This is a genomic window from Paenibacillus sp. MSJ-34 (genome assembly GCF_018918005.1).
Classification (GTDB): domain Bacteria; phylum Bacillota; class Bacilli; order Paenibacillales; family Paenibacillaceae; genus MSJ-34.
The window spans coordinates 29,153-45,709 of record NZ_JAHLPR010000043.1 but is presented as its reverse complement, the minus strand read 5'-3'; the positions used below and the strand labels follow the sequence as shown (position 1 = coordinate 45,709).

14 protein-coding genes are annotated in these 16,557 nt (G+C 49.1%); 10 read left to right on the top strand and 4 right to left on the bottom strand.

The window, feature by feature from the left end; translation table 11 throughout:
* Positions 1-272: 272 nt before the first annotated feature.
* The 5 genes from KQI79_RS20795 to KQI79_RS20775 all read left to right on the top strand — a co-directional run bounded on the left by KQI79_RS20795 (position 273) and on the right by KQI79_RS20775 (position 4,367).
* Positions 273-953 (top strand): PspA/IM30 family protein, encoded by a 681-nt coding sequence (locus KQI79_RS20795; RefSeq protein ID WP_216540223.1) that lies wholly within the window; start codon positions 273-275, stop codon positions 951-953.
* Between the two features lie 4 nt (positions 954-957).
* Complete coding sequence (locus tag KQI79_RS20790) at positions 958-1,989, top strand: TFIIB-type zinc ribbon-containing protein (RefSeq protein ID WP_216540222.1); 1,032 nt, start codon at positions 958-960, stop codon at positions 1,987-1,989.
* 26 nt (positions 1,990-2,015) lie between these two features.
* Positions 2,016-2,771 (top strand): TPM domain-containing protein, encoded by a 756-nt coding sequence (locus KQI79_RS20785; RefSeq protein ID WP_253298304.1) that lies wholly within the window; start codon positions 2,016-2,018, stop codon positions 2,769-2,771.
* A 21-nt stretch (positions 2,772-2,792) separates the two neighbouring features.
* Positions 2,793-3,764: an SPFH domain-containing protein gene (locus KQI79_RS20780; RefSeq protein WP_216540220.1), complete on the top strand. Its 972-nt coding sequence runs from the start codon at positions 2,793-2,795 to the stop codon at positions 3,762-3,764.
* Between the two features lie 243 nt (positions 3,765-4,007).
* Positions 4,008-4,367 (top strand): MerR family transcriptional regulator, encoded by a 360-nt coding sequence (locus tag KQI79_RS20775; protein WP_216540219.1) that lies wholly within the window; start codon positions 4,008-4,010, stop codon positions 4,365-4,367.
* Positions 4,368-4,494: 127 nt separating this feature from the next.
* Here the strand turns inward: KQI79_RS20775 and KQI79_RS20770 are convergent, their stop codons facing one another.
* Entirely contained in the window at positions 4,495-5,349 is an 855-nt protein-coding gene (locus tag KQI79_RS20770) for an NAD(P)-dependent oxidoreductase (protein ID WP_290370057.1), read from the bottom strand.
* Between the two features lie 241 nt (positions 5,350-5,590).
* Here KQI79_RS20770 and KQI79_RS20765 point away from each other — a divergent pair, with 241 nt between their 5' ends.
* On the top strand, positions 5,591-6,688 hold the full coding sequence (locus KQI79_RS20765) for a threonine aldolase family protein (protein WP_216540217.1): 1,098 nt from the start codon (positions 5,591-5,593) through the stop codon (positions 6,686-6,688).
* A gap of 48 nt (positions 6,689-6,736) precedes the next feature.
* Here the strand turns inward: KQI79_RS20765 and KQI79_RS20760 are convergent, their stop codons facing one another.
* Positions 6,737-7,756 (bottom strand): C45 family autoproteolytic acyltransferase/hydrolase, encoded by a 1,020-nt coding sequence (locus KQI79_RS20760; protein ID WP_216540216.1) that lies wholly within the window; start codon positions 7,754-7,756, stop codon positions 6,737-6,739.
* A 123-nt stretch (positions 7,757-7,879) separates the two neighbouring features.
* Between KQI79_RS20760 and KQI79_RS20755 the strand changes: the two genes are divergently transcribed.
* The 4 genes from KQI79_RS20755 (at position 7,880) to KQI79_RS20740 (ending at position 12,604) form a co-directional block, all read left to right on the top strand.
* Positions 7,880-8,725, top strand: a complete 846-nt coding sequence (locus tag KQI79_RS20755; RefSeq protein WP_216540215.1) for an AraC family transcriptional regulator — start codon at positions 7,880-7,882, stop codon at positions 8,723-8,725.
* A 257-nt stretch (positions 8,726-8,982) separates the two neighbouring features.
* Positions 8,983-9,726, top strand: coding sequence for a hypothetical protein (locus KQI79_RS20750; RefSeq protein WP_216540214.1), 744 nt, complete (start codon positions 8,983-8,985; stop codon positions 9,724-9,726).
* Between the two features lie 13 nt (positions 9,727-9,739).
* Positions 9,740-11,434: a vWA domain-containing protein gene (locus KQI79_RS20745; protein ID WP_216540213.1), complete on the top strand. Its 1,695-nt coding sequence runs from the start codon at positions 9,740-9,742 to the stop codon at positions 11,432-11,434.
* Between the two features lie 30 nt (positions 11,435-11,464).
* The gene (locus KQI79_RS20740; RefSeq protein WP_216540212.1) at positions 11,465-12,604 is read left to right on the top strand and encodes a toxic anion resistance protein; all 1,140 of its coding nucleotides are present in this window, start codon (positions 11,465-11,467) and stop codon (positions 12,602-12,604) included.
* Positions 12,605-12,675: 71 nt separating this feature from the next.
* Here KQI79_RS20740 and KQI79_RS20735 read toward each other — a convergent pair whose 3' ends face one another.
* Together KQI79_RS20735 and KQI79_RS20730 are read right to left on the bottom strand one after the other, a co-directional pair.
* Positions 12,676-13,797 (bottom strand): glycoside hydrolase family 88 protein, encoded by a 1,122-nt coding sequence (locus KQI79_RS20735; RefSeq protein WP_216540211.1) that lies wholly within the window; start codon positions 13,795-13,797, stop codon positions 12,676-12,678.
* A gap of 198 nt (positions 13,798-13,995) precedes the next feature.
* Entirely contained in the window at positions 13,996-16,248 is a 2,253-nt protein-coding gene (locus KQI79_RS20730) for a helix-turn-helix transcriptional regulator (protein WP_216540210.1), read from the bottom strand.
* Between the last annotated feature and the right edge of the window lie 309 nt (positions 16,249-16,557).

Below are 16,557 nucleotides of genomic sequence, written 5' to 3'. Positions count from 1 at the left end.
TACGTTGAGACAATCGGCTTTATGTTATCAAATTCCCTTTTGTGGGAATCCCTTTCGTTCAGATTCAAAAAGCCGGTTTCTGTCGTTCGAATAGGACATATGATTTGTACCTCTGCCTACTGAATGAAAGGGATATCGACAGAAGGAAGAATTTGAAGATACCGGGATCGGCAGAACGGAATCTTTCTTGACCTTTTCGATAAATGAAACCTTCGCTCCGTCATTACTGTATAATAGGATAAATGCAAACTTTTTCGGAGGCGGTGCTTATTATGGGAATCTTATCGAGGTTTCGGGATGTGATGAAAGCGAATATGAACGCTTTGTTGGATCGGGCGGAAGATCCGGAGAAGACGATTGCCGAATATATGCGGAGCTTGAACGGCGACTTGGGCAAGGTGAAGGCGGAGACGGCTTCGGTGCTCTCGGAAGAGAGAAGGGCGAAGAGAGCGTTGGACGAATCCGGCGCCGAGATGAAGAAGCTGCAGCGTTATGCCGAGAAGGCGGCGGAAGCCGGCAATGACGAGGACGCCTTGAAGTTTCTGGAGAGGAAGGCGAAGCAGGCGGAGAAGCATGCCGAATTGCAAGCCGCGTATGACCGGGCTTCTGCGAACGCCGCAAGCATGAAACAAATGCAGGATAAGCTTGTGTCGGATATGGACCAATTGGAATCGCGGCGCGCCGAGTTGAAAGGGAAGTTGGCCGCTGCGAAAATACAGCATTCCTCGCCAGGCGGCGTTCATTCCGCATTCCATGCCATGGAAGAGAAGGCGGACCGCGCTTTGAACGAAGCGCTGGCGCTGGCCGAGCTTAGGGCGGAGGCGAAGGAAGACGACCTCGACGAGCTGATTGCCCAATTGCAGAAGAACGCAGCGGGCGGCGATGCGAGTGCGGTTGCGAGTCCCGAAGACGAGCTGGCTGCGATCAAAGAAAAAATGAAAAAGAAGGAATAAGCAAATGCCGGTTATCGAATACAAATGTCCGAACTGCGGCGGCGGCATGGTTTTTGACGGTGACACAGGAACGTTATCTTGCCTAAGCTGCGGAAGAAAAGACAATATCGAGCAAATCCCCGATCCATTGACAAAGCATGTCTTCACCGAAGACGAGGTGAAAGAGTATCATTGCAACAGTTGCGGAGCCGTTATTATGACCGAGTCGGAGACGAGCGCGACGACTTGCAGCTTTTGCGGTTCGGCCGTCGTGCTCAGCGACCGGTTGAGCGGAGAACTAGCCCCGGTTATGGTCATTCCTTTTTCGATTACGAAGGAAGAAGCGATGAGGGCTTTTCGGAAATGGTGCCGCAACGGCCTCCTAACGCCAAGCGGATTTATGACGGCGGATCGCATTAAAGGAATTACCGGGATGTATGTGCCTTTCTGGTTATATGAACTGCATAATAAAATCGAGGTGCATGGCCAGGGCACGAAAGTAAGAACGTATACAAGAGGCGACTACCATTATACGGAAACGCAATATTTCGACGTCTACCGGAAAATCCGTCTCAATTATGTGAAGGTGCCGATCGACGCTTCGGCGAAAATGAAGGACGAACTGATGGATAAGTTGGAGCCTTTTCCGTATGAGCAGTTGAAAAGTTTCAAAACGCCGTATCTCGCCGGTTATATTGCGGAGAAGTACAGCTATGACGAGGAGCAGCTTTTCCCGCGGGCGAAAGAGAAAATCAGAGGATATATCGATGCTTACATTTCGTCTGCGACGGCAGGGTATAACACGGTTCATTACACCAATAAGCAAATCGATACCAAGTTGAAACAGGCGGATTATGTTCTGCTACCGGTATGGATGGTGCACTACGATTACAATAAGTCGGAGTATACGTTTGCCATGAACGGGCAGACGGGCAAGGTGGTCGGCAAGCCCCCGATTAGCATGGCGAAAGTGTCCGCTTGGTTTGCAGGCATTTTCGGCGTCTCTTTCCTGTCGCTCAAGCTCGTCTCTTGGATGATGGGGGGAGGATTCTGGTGAGAGGACATAAAGCGGCGGTTCTGGCGATGCTGTGCTTCTTTGCCGTATATCTCGCCTTTCCCGTACAGATTGCGGCGGCAGCGGGGGGAAAGCAATTCATCTATGACGAAGCCAATCTGCTCAGCCAAGAAGAGCGAGATAAGCTGAACGCCATGGCCAACGAATACGGGGCGGAGCGGGAAACGGATATGATCGTTGTCACTTCCAAAAATGTCGAAAATATCGATGTCCAGCTAATGACGGAGGATTTCTACGACGATCATGCGCCCGGGTACGACAAGCCTCATGGCAATGCGGTCATTTTGATGTTGGACATGAACAACCGGGAGGTTTATTTGGCCGGATTTTATAAAGCGGAGACGTATTTGGACGACGGCAGGCTGGACAAAATACGCCATAAAATTACACCGTACTTATCGGACGGCGATTATTACGCGGCTTTCGAGAAATATATCAAAACCGCCCATAACTATATGGGCTTCGAACCCGGGGTGAATCCGGACAATATTTTGTTTCAGCTCTGGTTTCAGTTGGCGGCTTCGGTTGGGATCGGAGGCGTCGTTGTCGGGACGATGGCTTACCGTTCCGGCGGCCGCGTTACGGTCAACCGGCGGACCTACGAAGATACGAGCACTTCGGGGATTTTGGACGGTCATGACAGGTACATTCGAACGACGACAACGAAGCGGAAGATCGAAAGAAACAACAGCGGCGGCTCGGGCGGCGGCGGAGGGATCTCCAGAGGCGGCCATTCGCATAGCGGCAGCAGAGGATCATTTTAACGCAAAGGATGGGGAAACGAGATGGGATTTTTCAGAAACCAATTTTCGAACGTGGTGGAATGGGAAGAATTTCGGGACGATATGATTTTTTGGAAGTGGAGCAACCGGGAGATTAAGAAAGGAAGCAAATTAATTATCCGCTCCGGCCAAGACGCGATTTTCGTGAACAACGGCAAGATTGAAGGGATTTTCGAGAATGAAGGGGAGTATAACATCGATTCCGACATCATCCCTTTCCTGTCTACGCTGAAAGGATTTAAGTTCGGCTTCAACAGCGGGATGCGGGTGGAAGTCTTATTCGTGAACACGAAGGAATTCACCGTCCGCTGGGGAACGCAAAATCCGGTTCTCATTCCGACTGCCCAGCTTCCGGGCGGCATGCCGATCCGCGCCAACGGCACGTTCAACTTCAAAGTGAATGATTACGTGACGCTGATCGATAAGATTGCCGGCATGAAAGACAGCTATCTCGTTGATGATGTGAAAATCCGCATTACTTCCGTGTTGGATCAACTGCTCATGAAGTGGATCGGCAGAGAAGGGAAGGACATGTTCAATCTGCAGGCGAACGCTTTCGATATTGCCAAGGGCATTCGCGAAGATTTGGATATGCAAGTAATAGAGGACGGGATGACGATTACAGGCTTCCAAGTGATGAGCTTCAATTATCCGCAAGAAATTCAAGACATGATTACGAAGACGGCGTCGCATGAAATGATCGGCAATATGCAGAAGTATCAACAAGTGAGCATGACGGACGGGATCGCATCCGGTAAAGTGCAAGGCGGCGGGGCCGCTTCGGACATGGCCGGCATGATGATGGGGATGAACCTCGCCAATGAAATGTTGAAAAATATGAACCAGAACGGGCAACCCGCGCCTGCTGCGCCTTCCGCTTCCGGGGGAGGGCAAAAGCCGAACTTCTGCCCGAACTGCGGCACGAGAAACGAAGGCGCCAACTTCTGCCCGAATTGCGGCCAGAAGCTAAACTAGACTTGCACCCGGACAGTTGTTCGATACAATACAAACTGCGCTTATATGGAAAGGGGTAGGACCGGTTTTCCGGTACTACCCCTCATTGCGCGCGGAAGGTTCGGAGGGTAACGGCCATCTTCCGGCTTGGAGCGCTTGCTAATGGGTGTACCTACCATTAAAACTTGCCAGTTTTTATTACCTTAACACGAATGTTAATACTTAAGAGTGAAGTATGAACCTATAGAAAAGGAGGTACTTTCATTGAAGATAAGTCAGTTGTCTGAATCAACCGGTGCCAGTATCCGATCTATCAGGCATTATGAGAAGAAAAACTTAATTACCGCCTCCCGTCTAGAGAATGGCTATCGGGATTTTGATGAATCTGCTGTAGATCGAATTAAAACGATCCAACTATACTTAGGTTTAGGTTTTACGACTAATCAAATAGAAGAAATGATAAATTGTGTAGATACCCATTTTAAAAATGAAATAGACGAACTTTGTGATGAAGCCCTGGATGCATATGAAGGAAAACTGGCTGAAATCAACAGACAAATAAGTAATTTGGGCGTCGTACAACACCGGCTGAAAAAGCAAATCAATCAAATGAAACAAAGGTGATACTCCATGTTCGACGCAATAGAACTAATGGTTATTGTCGGCGTTGACTGGATTTTCTCGCTGGTTGTGGAGGGTACCAGTCAAATCAACGTTCTGGACCCTCCCAGTGAATACAGTTACGAACAGGTTACATAGATGACTTCTTAATGACTTCAGTCAGTCGTGAGAAGTCATTAGCACCATAACCCAAGTCTATCGCGTGCTGGACGGTTGCCTTTGCAGCGTTCAGTACTCCTACGTCGAGATTAAGGGTTTTGGAGGTGTGAATAAGGTTTTCCAATACTGCGGCAGTCGAAGTGATGTTGGACTCTTCACCTGGATACTGCCCGCTTTCGACTTGATGTGCGAACACGGACATGACGTCAGGCATCATACCTACAATTCCCTGGGCATACGGCACTAGGTCTATCACAGAGATGTTCTCCGCTCTGGCGAGAGCAAGGGCATGTACGTAGCCGATCATTGACGTCCAAAAGATATCGAGTAATGCTGTATCGTAAGCCGCTGCAAGGCCTGGGTCCTTACCAAGATGTGTAGATGTGCCACCCAGACTTGCTAGTGTCGTCTGATGGGTTTGATAGACATCCTCAGGTCCACTGTACAGGATAGATGCTGATGACTCTCCAATGGTTGGGACTATGATGGATCCATCAAGATAGTCAATGTCACCCTTGGCTGCCCATTCAGCCATCTCTCTTGCCCAACTAGGAGAGCCGCCAGTAAGATTCACCAAGGTTCTGCCCTTCAAAGCATCTCCTGCATGCTTAAGAATTGAGTGTACAACGTTATAGTCCAGTACACAGACAATCACCAGAGGACTTGCCAAGATCGCATCAGCAACCGTATCAGCCTTGGCCGCTCCTTGTGCAACAAGCTCGTCGGCCTTCTCTGCAGAGCGGTTCCATACCGTTGTTGGGTGGCCATTTTTTAGGAACGCACCGGCCAGCGCCCTGCCCATAGGACCTAGGCCAATGACTGTCACTGCTGTACGGTGTCGGTATCAGATCTTACACCTGTCACATTACCGGATTTTTTACTCACATTGTATTCATTATTTTTCATACAACTGTCTCCTTTCAAGTATGTTACAGGCTTATTTTAAAACTGTGACACTAGTGTTATAGTCAACTATGAATTTAAATAAACAGAATACTCTACGCTCAGGATAAGCTATGTTGGGCTGATAGGGCTTCAATTTCAACGTGGAAAGGGGATGCCGCAGGATGGACGACAACATGACTTTATCTGCCGCCTTTAAACAGGCGCTTTACCCGGTAGGCGGAAACGGAAAAAGGAACGTTCGCGTTTTGCAGGAAGCGTTTGAGGATATCGACGGGAGTGTGGAAAGCGATATCTACGGCAAAGGCGAGCTCATCGAAGACTTTCAAAGAAGGATGGCGAATTATGTAGGGAAAGAGGCGGCCGTATTCTTTCCGAGCGGAACGATGGCGCAACAAATCGCTTTGCGGATGTGGTGCGATCGACAAGGGCTGAGGCGGGTAGCGTACCATCCGTTATGTCATTTGGAAATTCATGAAGAGGACGGCCTGAAAGAGCTGCATCGGATCGAACCGATTCTGCTTGCCGACAAGACGAGATTGATCACGTTGGAAGATGTCATGAATATGCGGGAGGATGTCGCCTGTCTATTGCTTGAGTTGCCTCAGCGGGAGATCGGCGGGCAATTGCCCGATTACCGGGAGCTTGAAGCGATCTCGGCTTACTGCCGCGAGCAAGGAATCAAATTGCATCTGGACGGGGCGAGGCTGTTTGAGATCACGCCGTACTATAATAAATCGGCGGCGGAAATTTGCCAGCTGTTTGATTCCGTTTACGTATCGTTTTATAAAGGGATTGGCGGCATTGCGGGAGCCGTTCTGGCCGGAGAGGAACCGCTTATACAGGAATCCAAGGTGTGGAAAAGACGGTATGGCGGAGATTTAATCAGCCTTTATCCTTATATCGTAAGCGCCGATTACTATTTTAAGCTAAGAATTCAGAAGATGGATCAGTACTATCATCACGCCCAAGAACTTGCCGGCTTGTACAATCAATGTTACGGCGTCGTTACGAAGCCCGTGGAGCCCGTGTCCAATATGTTTCATGTCCATATCGATCTGCCGAGAGAACAGCTTGAACCAATATTAATAAGTATATATGAGGAAACGGGCATCGGCTTAACTTCTTACTTGCACCAAAACGACGAGAAGAGCTGTTCGTATGAAATCAGTATAGGGGATTCATATGCCAACTTGCCGAAAGATCAATTGAAATTGGCTCTGCAAATGTTGGATGAGAAGCTAGGAGAAAGAGGCCGCTAACGAGACAGGTTTAGCGGCTTTATCCGAGCGTGCTGCTTGCAGTCGCGGCTACCCGCTCTTCTCCATCGCCCAGTCGAGGCGAGTATCGTTCACAAATTTCGTCTTGCCGGGATTTCCTTCCGCTCTCCGGATCTCCAGATCGTTCAATCTGACGACGAAGGACCATAGGCTGTCGAATCGCAGCTCTTTTTTATACTGGCACATAAAACCGCATTTGCCGGATAGAATATCCTGAGCGAGCTGCAGCGAATCCGCCGTTGCGGATTCGAGCAAGGATTGATAAACGTTGCGGTAGCGGGTTTGGGTCGAGTACCAGTCCGGTACGGGACGATGGTCCCATGAAGTCATGGACGCATCGATGAATTGATTGGTCGCGATAATGAAATTCTCTCCGTTGACCGGACGTCTTACGGCGATTCCTTGCGAACAACATTCAACTACGGCCATATCCCCGGTTTTGTCCGCCAGGACGATGTTTTGAGCCGTGGATATTGGCAAGGAGCGGAGCAGGCCGATCGCTTCGTCGGCCGTTCTCGCTTTTTCCAGCAAGCAGCGGACAATGAACAAAAAGTTCAATCCGGGCTTGGCGCGTGTGGAAGCGACAAAGGTCATGCCGACCGCCAGGCCATGCTCGTTGACTCCGTCTTCCTTGCCGATCAGGGCGTCTCCTTGACCCAGAAAGGTATACCCGCCGCTTGGCCGGTATAGGCAGCTTTCCGTCGTTTTTTTGTAATCGGAGAACATATCGTGATTGCGCGCGAAGACAATGTCGTTTCCCCGTTGAAAGCAAAAACAAGTGCAGCCGTACGCATCGCCGACAACCCCCATGTTGAACAGAAACGCGGCAAAGGATTCGAACGGGTAACGCGCCCCTTCGGCCATCCCCCTTATCTCCTCCGTAATTTCCGGATAGCAGGCCTTGCAGGCCGCCAAAGATTCCACTCCGAACTCGAGCTGTTCTTTACTTAAAGAGATCACGGACTCGAACCGGCCCCCTTTTTTGTACATCAAACTTCCATACTTATACCCCATTTCGAAATGATTGCCTTGCAAACGCGGATGATACATCGGGAGCTCACTCCTTTTCCTTATGGCATGACTGTTTCAATTATAAGGGAGGAAATCTGCCTCATTTTGACGAATGATGCTACAATGTATCACGCAGAAATCGTATCGTTCGGAGGATCTTCGATGGAGTATGTAGAACGCATGATGGAAGCAGTGCGCTATATTGAGAAAAGGCTCGGCCAAAAAACGAATGTAGACGAGATTGCGGGCCATATAGGGTATTCGAAGTTTCATTTTCAAAGGCTGTTTCATCAAGTGACCAACCATACGGTAGGGCAATACGTTGCGGCCAGAAAATTAACGGAAGCGGCCAAGACCCTGCGCAGGACAAACTATCGGATTATCGACGTTTCGTATATGTACGGATTTGAATCGCATGAAACGTTTACAAGGGCGTTTAAGGCAAGGTTTGGCGTCTTGCCGAACGAATGGAGAGGCTCGGGCCGCATTCCGCCTAATTTGATGATGGATGTACTGAAGGCAGAATACCTTGATCATATTCAACAGCTTGAAGCCGAGGCGGCGGGGCAGGTTGACCTTGACGAAAAAATCGTGAGAGGCTACTCGGCCCGAAGCTGTTCGATCGAGCATATTCACGATTGCTGGAACCGATTGTGGAAGAATTGCCGGAACAAGCAAAAAGACAAGTTCGGCATCGTTCGATACGACGATAGCATGGAATTCGACGCGGCGTATACCTATTTGGCGGCTGCGGAGGCTGAACATATCGAGGCGGAGGAGGAACAGGAGCAATTCACGATTCCGGAAGGGACATACATCGTATTCGAGCATCGGGGAAGCGTAGAAAAATTGCCGTTAACTTATCGCTATATTTATGGAACATGGTTTACCCGCAACACGCACCGATTGAACGGCGTATTTGATTTTGAGTATTACGGAGAGCGGTTCGCCGGAGTCCACCGGTCAGAATCCGGAATTCTCATTTATGTGCCGGTTTCGGCGCCGTAAACATTCACAACCATAGTTGAATACGATACATAAGATTGGGCAAATGGGGGCGCATTTTTCCTTTTCGCTCAATCGAAACCGGCGTTTTTTCGCGAAGAAGATTACATAATGGTTGGAGAGTTGGATTATTTTCGGGATTAATGTCGAATCGGGCAAGATTCATGAAGCTTACGCCTTCATTCTCTGGTAAAATAAAGAAGCGAAACGTCACCGAATGATGGAACGTATTGGTTATTGTAAGCGGGGGAGGTGGGATTTTGAATAGTTCGCGATTATTGAAGTTGCTGCTGCTAATCATCGGAATCGTAATTCTGAATATTATCGTTTTATCGCCCGGATTATTGGGAGTGGAGATCGGGGGCGACAGCGCGCTAGAGACCGCTTCGGGCGTCACCTTGCTTACGGTTAGCCTTCTTGTCATTCTTTACGGCAGTTATGTATTGCTCTTTAAGTCGCCTGTCGCAACGCCGGTCAAAGACATGAACTCCCATGAGGACTACGCAGCCGCGCTTCATCAATACAAAAATGTAAACGTACTTAAAAAGGATATTGCGCTTGCCCTCGATCAGTTGGAGCGGATCGATAAGAAGAAGAAGCTCCTGTGGGACATCCTCGGCCAAAGATTTGAGCCGACGGAAATCAGTTATCGGAAATTCGTCTCTGTCATTGACGAGGTCGAGAAGTTGTTTTACTTAAACATTCGGGGGGTTCTGACCAAGCTTAACGTGTTCGATGCGTCGGAGTTTGCCGCATTTGCCCGTCGGCAAAAAATGCCGCTGTTTACCGGTAAATTGGTACAAGAAAGACAGGAGTTATACAACGAATACTTAACCTTTGTAAGGGGATACCTGGGAGCTAACGAGGAGATTTTGTTAAAAGTGGATAAATTGCTCTTGGAGATATCTCAATTGGGCAATGTCGATTATAGAGAAATCGAAGAAATGCCCGGCATGAAGGAGATCGATCAATTGATCAAACAGACGAAATATTATAATCAATGAGAGGGAGATGAGAATGGCTCGAAAAGGAATGGGGAAAGCCTTTGTTACGTTATTAATTATTGCGGTTGTCATGTTTGCGCTAGTGTATTTCGGAATTAAATGGACTTCCAATTTGGGCAAAAGCCAGAGCGAAGTTACGATGGAAGACGCGAGCAAGCGGTTGGAGAAGCTTTATAAGAACATTAAGGTGACGAATGCGCCGCCAACGAAAGGATTGATCGATCTCGATCCGGCTTCGATCGGCGATTCGCTTCCGGATATTTCAAAGTTCCCGATTTCGGTACAGAATACGACGGATAGCTTTGTCGAGATTTTCTCTTCCCCGGAGAAGGCCGGGGACGGCGTTGACGGCTGGTTGAATGAAGTGGCGAAGGCCTTCAACGATGCCAAGCTGGAAGTGAACGGAAAGCCGGTTTCCGTCAAAATTCGCAATATCGCTTCGGGGACGGCGACCGATTTTATAAGATCGGGCAAGTATGTCCCGGATGCTTTCACCCCTTCCAACGAACTATGGGGGGAATTGGTCAAAGCGCAGGGCATCGAAACGCAGCTTGTCTCGAAACGTTTGGCCGGCAACGTCACCGGCGTTGTATCCGCAAAGTCCAAGTATGATGAGCTGGTGGGCAAATACGGTTCTTTGAACGTTTCGACCATTACGGAAGCGATTGCGAATAATGAGCTATCGATGGGGTATACGGATCCTTTCGCCAGTTCGACCGGATTGAATTTTCTAGTGACTGCCTTGAGAACGTTTGACAGCTCCGATATGCTTGGAGACAAAGCGGTTCAAGGATTCGAGCGGTTCCAGACCAATGTTCCTTTTATCGCATCCACAACGATCCAGATGCGCGACGCGGCCAAATCGGGAGCGTTGGACGCTTTCGTTCTCGAGTACCAAACTTATGTCAACGTGCCGGATTTGAAGGGCGGCTATGTCTTTACGCCCTTTGGCGTACGGCATGACAGCCCGCTCTATGCGCTCGGCAAATTACCGCAAGAGAAGATGGAGATTATTAAGAAGTTTGCCGAGTTCGTCGGGCAAGACAAATATCAGAAGCTGGCTTCGGATAAAGGCTTCAACGGGATGAACGATTATGCGTCGGAGTTCGACGCGGTGGACGGCAATATTTTATCCTCCGCCCAGAAGTTATGGAAAGAGAAGAAAAGCGGGAACAAACCGATCGTCGCCGTGTTTGTGGCCGACGTATCCGGGAGTATGGACGGCGAACCGTTGAACCGGTTGAAGGAATCCTTGATTACGGGCCAGAAGTACTTGGGCAAAGACAATAGCATCGGCTTTGTTTCCTACTCGAGCGATGTGACGATCAATCTTCCGATCGGGAAGTACGATACGAACCAGCAATCCATGTTTGTCGGGGCGGTAGAGAGCCTTCAGGCAGGAGGCGGCACCGCAACATTCGACGGCATTGTCGTGGCCATGAAAATGCTTCAGGATGAAATGGCGCAAAATCCCGACGTTAAGCCGCTGATTTTTGTGCTTAGCGACGGCGACACAAACCAAGGGCATTCGCTGAACGACATCAGAGGATTGATCGAGACTTACAAAATCCCGATCTATACGATCGGCTACAATGCGAATATCAAGGCGCTGCAAAGCATTTCAAGCATTAACGAAGCGGCCAGCATCGATGCGGACACGGACGATGTAGTGTACAAGATCGGCAATCTGTTCAACGTTCAAATGTAGGAACCAATTCGGGGGAAAGAAGGGGATGCCATGTCGTTTTCAATGGAAGTCGTAAGTAAAGAGGAGCTTAAGTCGGTTATTGAAGAGCAGGTGAAGCCTGAGCCGGAGGAGGTAAAGCAGCTCAAAGAGCTGGCCGCCAACAACGTATCGACGATTTTGGAACTGGATATGGATTCAGTGGAGAAACGGAGAGAAATTTTGCAATCAATCGACAAATTCGGGATGAGCACCATGCGGTCGTCCTCGGAGAAAAATGCGCTCTTGCGCGTGTCGGTAGGGAAGTTGTCGCAAACGGGAGACGAAGGCGGAGAGGTGGCCAAAGGCTTGACGGATCTGCATCTCCAATTGAAAGATTTGGACCCGAGCGCGATCGATTTTGCGAAGACCGGCGTACTGGGCATGATTTTTAATCCGTTGCGCAGATACTTCGCCAAGTTCGAGAAAGCGGATGCCGTCATTTCAGACATTATCGTGTCTCTCGACAAGGGGAAGACGGTCCTGAAAAACGACAACACGACGCTGGAATTTGAGCAGCAGTCGCTGCGCGATCTCACGAAAAAGCTGCAAAAGGAAATCGATCTCGGCTCACTGATGGACGAGGAAATCGAGAAACAGGTGGAATTGGCCAAAGTGCGAGGGGAGTCCGAAGACAAAATCCGGTTTATTACGGAAGAAGTCATGTTTCCGTTGCGTCAACGTTTAATGGATTTGCAACAAATGATGGTCGTGAATCAGCAGGGGATTATGGCGATCGAAGTGGTTATCAGAAACAATAAAGAGTTGATCAGAGGCGTAGACAGAGCCAGAAACGTGACCGTTTCCGCGCTGAGAACGTCCGTCATGGTGGCAAGCGCGCTTTACAATCAAAAGATTGTCCTGAAAAAGATCGAATTGCTGAATCAAACCACGGAAAATCTGATCAGTGCGACCTCCAAAATGTTGAAAGAACAAGGCGCGGCGATCCAGAAACAATCGATGGAAACCAATATTTCGCCGGAGACCATGAAGCAGGCCTTCTCGGACGTGCTGTCGGCGCTGGATGCGATCAGCACTTACAAGCAAGAGGCGCTGCCTAAAATGCGCCAAACGATCAACGAATTCAGGGAAATGGCCGATACGGGCGAACAACAGATTCAACGTCTGGAGAGCAGACAAAGAATCGGGTTCTAGGCGACTTACCGCATAGCATAATCCCCCGGAAGGAAAGGAATCCGGGGGATTTTCTTGCATGCGGCTCCCAGCTAGAACAGCCCCGGATGACCGTGCAATTTGGCCAGCGCTTCTACGAAGTAATAATCGCCGTAAATGATCGGCACATTGACATGCTTGTTGACGGGATAGGATACCGTCCCTTTCGTCAGAATCGCATCCTGACGGTCGCTGAAATCGGCATAATTGTCGTACAATCCTTTAAGGATGTCCAAGGCGCACTCATCGTAGAAGGCTTGTTCGGTTTCATCGTCGAGCAGCGCGCTTAACTCGAGCAGCCCGCTTGCCGTGCAGGCGGATGCCGTCGAATCCCTGACAAACTTGTCTTTGTCCGCCGTCCGGAAGTCCCAATAAGGGACCCGGTCCTCGGGAAGATGGGACAGGAAGTAATTCGCGATATTTTTGGCGGCGGTTGCATATTCGCGCTTGCCGGTTTCGCGCGCCGCAATCGCAAAGCCGTATATAGCCCACGCTTGTCCCCGCGACCATGCGGAATCCGGTCCGAGCCCTTGGCCGCCAAGGTTCTCGATCTTCTCTCCCGTCTCCGGATCGAAGCTTACGATATGAGGGACGGTCCAGTCCTCTCTTACAAAATGCTTGAGCACCGTATCCGCATGCGCCACGGCGATATGCCGGAAGCGGGGATCGCGATCTTCCTGCGCCGCCCAGAACAGCAGCGGCAAATTCATAAGGCAATCGATAATGGCCCATCCGGTGCTGTTCGGGTCGACGCGATCCGTCCATGCCCGAATGAATTGTCCTTTCAAGTTGAAGCGCCCCGCCAAATGGCTGGCCGCGATCAGGCCCGATCTTCGGGACGCCTCGTTGCCTGTCCGCCGGTAGTTCGCGACAGCCGTCGGCAAATACATAAATCCGACATCGTGATGAATATCGTAAAAGTCATGCAGCGGAACGTTCAGCTGTTGTTCGATCTGCTCCGCTAATTCCCTCAAAGACTCCTCTTTCGTTTCGCGAAAGGCCAGCCAGAGCAAGCCTCCCCAAAATCCGGAAGTCCAGAAGGAAGCGTCTTCGCAATTATAATCTCCATTCAAGCATACGTGCGGAAAACCCGCACCTATTTTTTTGCTTACGGCACCGATCTTGCGAATCGATTTCCGATAAGCGTCATGCAGCCATTCCGGGTGACGGTCCATTGGTTATGCTCCTCTCGTCTCATTATCTAAGGTCGGTTCATACAATGATTACGGTTTCATTGTAATCCGCGCAGAAGGAGAAGCCTATCCTCACTATTTGCTGTCATCGCGAAAAATGATACGAGAGCGGGCGATGTGGACCGAAAAGCGATAAATTCGATATGCCGGCAAAAAATCGTGATCCGCCTCCGGAGCGCGTTACCCCAGGCTTTTGACATACTCTCCCGGCGATACGCCGATATATTGCTTAAAGATGCGAATGAACGTGTTCGTATTATTGCATCCGACGATTGCCGCAACTTCATGAACTTTGTAATTGCCCTGATTGAATAGCTCTTTTGCTCTCTTCACCTTAAGCGAATTGACATATTGCTTGAAGTTAATGTCCAGCGAATTTTTCAACAGCTTGCTGACATAGCTTTCGGACAAGTTGAAATGACTCGCAATATCCGTCAACGATAAATCCCGATCGAAATGCTGATGGATATAAATAAAGATTTGGGAAGCGGTGGAGCTTTCCAGGCTGAACTTATCCTTGTTGCAATAATTGAAGATCAACTCGAACAATGCGAACGCCTTCTCCGTAAACTTCGAAACGGGGGCTTCCATAAACTGATCCAACTGATCGGGATACTCTCTGACGAACTGATTCAACGTTTTTCCGTTCGCGTTCAAGCATCGTTTGAAGGTGGTTAGGAACGAATGCTTCAAATTCGACAGATTCGCCGGACTCAGCGCCAAATGATTTACGTTTTTGTCGAGTACATCTCTCAGCAGTTCGTAAGCTTTCCCCAGATCATTCGAATTGACGTAATTAATCAGGCATGTTTCCGTCTCGAGCGGATAGTGCCAGACCGTTTCTTCAAGATTTGTCACGCTTTCTGAGGTAAGCACCTTGCTTGCGGTCGCATACTGGTAATTGCTGAGACGAAGCAGCTCCTGCAGGGCGGAAGTCAACTCGTCCAGCCGGTACGTCTCGGATATGTATGCCGTTATATCGAGCGACAGATCCTTTTCGATCGTTGCAATCACGCTCTCCGCGACTTGCTTGACGTTCTCGGAGGAAACGTTATGGAAAATGATGCAGTATTTGTTTTTGTCCAGCGGCAAAACAAAATAATCGTCGCAGCCGTCCCGCATCTCCTTAATCATCGTATCGAACAGAAAGGACAAGTTCGGAGCGGGCATCGTTTTATGCAGCGTATCCATGCCTTCGCACTCCAACAGCGCCAGTCTCAATTCGTCCCGGAAACGCTCCAATTGCAGCGCGGACAAATTCTCGCGAATCCATTCCTCGCCGGCAATACCGTATATCGCCTTGCGAAAGAAATCTTCCCGCAAATGGACGATGGAATGATCCAGCTTATTCTGCAAGGCATGATTGATGGAATAGACTTGCTCGATACTGGATTGGATGTAAGCCAGTTCATGGGTTTGGTGCGCATGCCCGCCGTTGGGCGCGGCGGCATTCGTTCCTCTCTGCTCGTCCAGGAATTGAAGCAATTGCCGGATCGGCTTGTAGCTTGACCTGGTCGCCATGTAAGCGAGCGCGATGCCGAACACCAGCAAGAGCATGCTGGGAAACAGCGCCGTCTTCCATATTTCGCGGAAGATCACGCCGAATGACGTCATTTCGCTGGAATAAATATAGGCGAGATTCGGGATCACCTTGGAATGATGAATATAATGGACGGTGGAACCGAGTCTTACATGGTTCAAATCTTCCTGGCCGTTCATGGACTCGATTCGGGTCAAAATCGCCGGATCAAGCTCTTCGTTATGTAGATACGAACCGACGATCTCGTCGGTGTACAGATAGAAATTGCCTTGCAGATTATCAACCGTTCTGGGCAGCAAAGAGACGCTATCGACAACGATAAAAAAGTATAAAGGATCGAGCTTGGAATTGACCGTCTGGTGGATCATTACGATTTTGCCGGGCGTTCCGGACATCGCTTGCGGGACGATATAGGTGTTCGACGCGAGCGATTCGTCTTGCAGGTTCCGGAAGCGGTCCAGCGCTTCCGCCTGTATGCCGAGCTCGTTCAAATAATCTTTAATGCTGAACGTTCCGGCAGCCGTAATGACCAGATTATCCGTCAGCTTCGTAATGCCTAGCGTGAACCCTAGCTGGCCGAAGCCTTGCAATTGATCGATCAGGTCGTTGTACAGGTTCGCAATATACAGATAATTGGTATCGTCGCTGTAACGGTAATCGATCAGGCTTTGCAGCGTCGACACTTTGTATACGAATTCCATCGCGATGCGGAACTTGAAGTCCGCGTAATTGCTGTTCTGATCGATATATAATAGGCGGCTGTGATTGTTTTGCGCATCGGACATTTCATAGCTTTTATAAAAGATGATGGATGAGGTGATCGCCGAATATAACAGGACAATCACGACAAATAAGGTTAGCATTTTGTACAAAAACTTCCTCTTTACCATCATTCGCTACTCCCCTTCGGTCATTATGAAAATGCTTTCAGTAATTAACAATATAAATCGATAATCATGTTAATTAGCAATGCATATTTATGAGCTCTTTGTATGTATCAGTCTACATCACTTTTTCGATTTGCTGTTAGATCAAAATTTTACAAATGGGCCCGATATTCATTTTTTGACTTCCCGTAAAAGCTTGATAGAAAGCGCTTTATTTATTGGTGAAGCTTCCGAATAACGATTTTTTGCCTTCATTCGATTTTCGCATGGCGTCGACGTTTTCGGTCATCAAGCAAAAAACGAATATTATCGCAA

What these genes read in the sequence shown, in the direction of transcription:
- KQI79_RS20795 (WP_216540223.1), top strand. Translation starts at nt 273, where the DNA reads ATGGGAATCTTATCGAGGTTTCGGGATGTGATGAAAGCGAATATGAAC.
- KQI79_RS20790 (WP_216540222.1), top strand. Translation starts at nt 958, where the DNA reads ATGCCGGTTATCGAATACAAATGTCCGAACTGCGGCGGCGGCATGGTT.
- KQI79_RS20785 (WP_253298304.1), top strand. Translation starts at nt 2,016, where the DNA reads ATGCTGTGCTTCTTTGCCGTATATCTCGCCTTTCCCGTACAGATTGCG.
- KQI79_RS20780 (WP_216540220.1), top strand. Translation starts at nt 2,793, where the DNA reads ATGGGATTTTTCAGAAACCAATTTTCGAACGTGGTGGAATGGGAAGAA.
- KQI79_RS20765 (WP_216540217.1), top strand. Translation starts at nt 5,591, where the DNA reads ATGGACGACAACATGACTTTATCTGCCGCCTTTAAACAGGCGCTTTAC.
- KQI79_RS20760 (WP_216540216.1), bottom strand. Translation starts at nt 7,756, where the DNA reads ATGTATCATCCGCGTTTGCAAGGCAATCATTTCGAAATGGGGTATAAG.
- KQI79_RS20755 (WP_216540215.1), top strand. Translation starts at nt 7,880, where the DNA reads ATGGAGTATGTAGAACGCATGATGGAAGCAGTGCGCTATATTGAGAAA.
- KQI79_RS20745 (WP_216540213.1), top strand. Translation starts at nt 9,740, where the DNA reads ATGGCTCGAAAAGGAATGGGGAAAGCCTTTGTTACGTTATTAATTATT.
- KQI79_RS20740 (WP_216540212.1), top strand. Translation starts at nt 11,465, where the DNA reads ATGTCGTTTTCAATGGAAGTCGTAAGTAAAGAGGAGCTTAAGTCGGTT.
- KQI79_RS20735 (WP_216540211.1), bottom strand. Translation starts at nt 13,797, where the DNA reads ATGGACCGTCACCCGGAATGGCTGCATGACGCTTATCGGAAATCGATT.
- KQI79_RS20730 (WP_216540210.1), bottom strand. Translation starts at nt 16,248, where the DNA reads ATGATGGTAAAGAGGAAGTTTTTGTACAAAATGCTAACCTTATTTGTC.